The sequence below is a fragment of the Streptomyces sp. WELS2 genome (assembly GCF_013870595.1).
Classification (GTDB): domain Bacteria; phylum Actinomycetota; class Actinomycetes; order Streptomycetales; family Streptomycetaceae; genus Streptomyces.
The window spans coordinates 1-1,694 of record NZ_JACBWZ010001127.1; the positions used below are offsets into that span (position 1 = coordinate 1).

Below are 1,694 nucleotides of genomic sequence, written 5' to 3' on the forward strand. Positions count from 1 at the left end.
GAACGGTTCGGCGGGCGGCAGACCGGGATTGAAGGCGGCTGGGTGCCGCAGTCGTGCACGACGAGCCCCTCCCCGGTGCGCAGGGCGCGGCGCAGTCCGGCGTAGTGGGCGAGGCGGACCAGGGGGCGGTAGAGCGCGTACGGCAGGAAGCCGGGGACACGGGCCTGCCAGCGGTCCCGGGTGTCCTGGGAGTCGACGCGGCGGCCGGTGACCGCGCGGTGCATCAGGGTGGACTTGCCGCTGCCGGGCAGGCCGGTGACGACGACCACGTCCCGGGGGCCGAAGAGCAGGGCGTGCGGGCTGCGGCCGGCCCGGTCGCGCAGGTCGCGGACGACCGGCGCGGGGCGGTCCGCGCCGCGCTCGCGGACCGCCGGGGAGGGCTGTCCCGGCACCGTGAGGCCGGCGTGGGCGGTGTGGGCCGAGGTCCTGTTCACCGTGATCGTCCTCCCGGGGGCTCGGTCGGTCCCATGCCCGTTCTCTGTAAAGGGAAGGTAATGGAGAACGGTCGGCGGTTGGTGCGGGTACGGCCACGGACCGGTCACGAACGGCACGCTCTGGATGGCCGGGGTGTGGCGTGCAATGATGAGCCCGCCAACTGCATACCGGCCGTTTGAATCCGCGCGGGAGAGTCCCCGGGCCCCCTCGGGGCCGCCTGGGGCGCCGAAGGAGCAAGTCCCTCCCTTGAATCTCTCAGGCCCCGTTACCGCGCGGGCGAGGCACATCTGAAAAGCGGGCCGCCCTCCACCGGCGGCTCCACCCAAGGTGCAAGCCGTGATCGTCCCCGTGGCGGTGGCGGCGAACCTCTCAGGTTCCGATGACAGATGGGGAGGAACGTTCCTCGCCCGTCCTTTGCCCTGGGAGACGACCGACCGATGAGCAGTACCGAACTCCGTCATACCGCGCTCGACGCCGTGCACCGCTCGCTGGGCGCGACGATGACCGACTTCGCCGGCTGGGACATGCCCCTGCGCTACGGCTCCGAGCGCGACGAGCACATCGCCGTGCGCACCCGGGCCGGTCTGTTCGACCTCTCCCACATGGGCGAGATCACCGTGACCGGCGCCGAGGCCGCCGCCTTCCTGAACCACGCCCTGGTCGGCAACATCGCCTCCGTCGGCGTCGGCCGCGCCCGCTACACCATGATCTGCCAGGCCGACGGCGGCATCCTGGACGATCTGATCGTCTACCGGCTGGCCGAGACCGAGTACATGGTCGTCGCCAACGCCTCCAACGCCCAGGTGGTGCTGGACGCCCTGACCGAGCGCAAGGCCGGCTTCACCGCCGACGTCCGCGACGACCGGGACGCCTACGCGCTGATCGCGGTGCAGGGCCCCGAGTCCCCCGGCATCCTGAAGTCGCTCACCGACGCCGACCTGGACGGCCTGAAGTACTACGCCGGGCTGCCCGGCACGGTCGCCGGCGTCCCGGCGCTGATCGCCCGCACGGGGTACACCGGCGAGGACGGCTTCGAGCTGTTCGTGAGGCCGGAGCACGCCGTCGCCCTGTGGCAGGCGCTCACCGAGGCCGGCGAGGGCGTCGGCCTGGTCCCGTGCGGGCTGTCCTGCCGGGACACGCTGCGGCTGGAGGCGGGCATGCCGCTGTACGGGCACGAGCTGAGCACCTCCCTGACCCCCTTCGACGCCGGACTGGGCCGCGTGGTCAAGTTCGACAAGGAGGGCGACTTCGTGGGCCGC

Annotated in this window: 1 protein-coding gene, 1 pseudogene and 1 riboswitch; of the genes and pseudogenes, one reads left to right on the plus strand and one right to left on the minus strand. The window is 72.4% G+C overall.

Features of this window, described 5'->3' with window-relative positions; genetic code table 11:
- Window positions 1–434: pseudogene (locus H5J33_RS34285) on the minus strand (ATP-binding protein); the annotation flags it as partial.
- A gap of 177 nt (window positions 435–611) precedes the next feature.
- A riboswitch (glycine riboswitch) is annotated at window positions 612–716 on the plus strand.
- 156 nt (window positions 717–872) lie between these two features.
- Here H5J33_RS34285 and gcvT point away from each other — a divergent pair.
- Window positions 873–1,694 (plus strand): glycine cleavage system aminomethyltransferase GcvT (gene gcvT / locus H5J33_RS34290; RefSeq protein WP_181798564.1); only part of this gene is annotated, 822 nt, incomplete at its 3' end.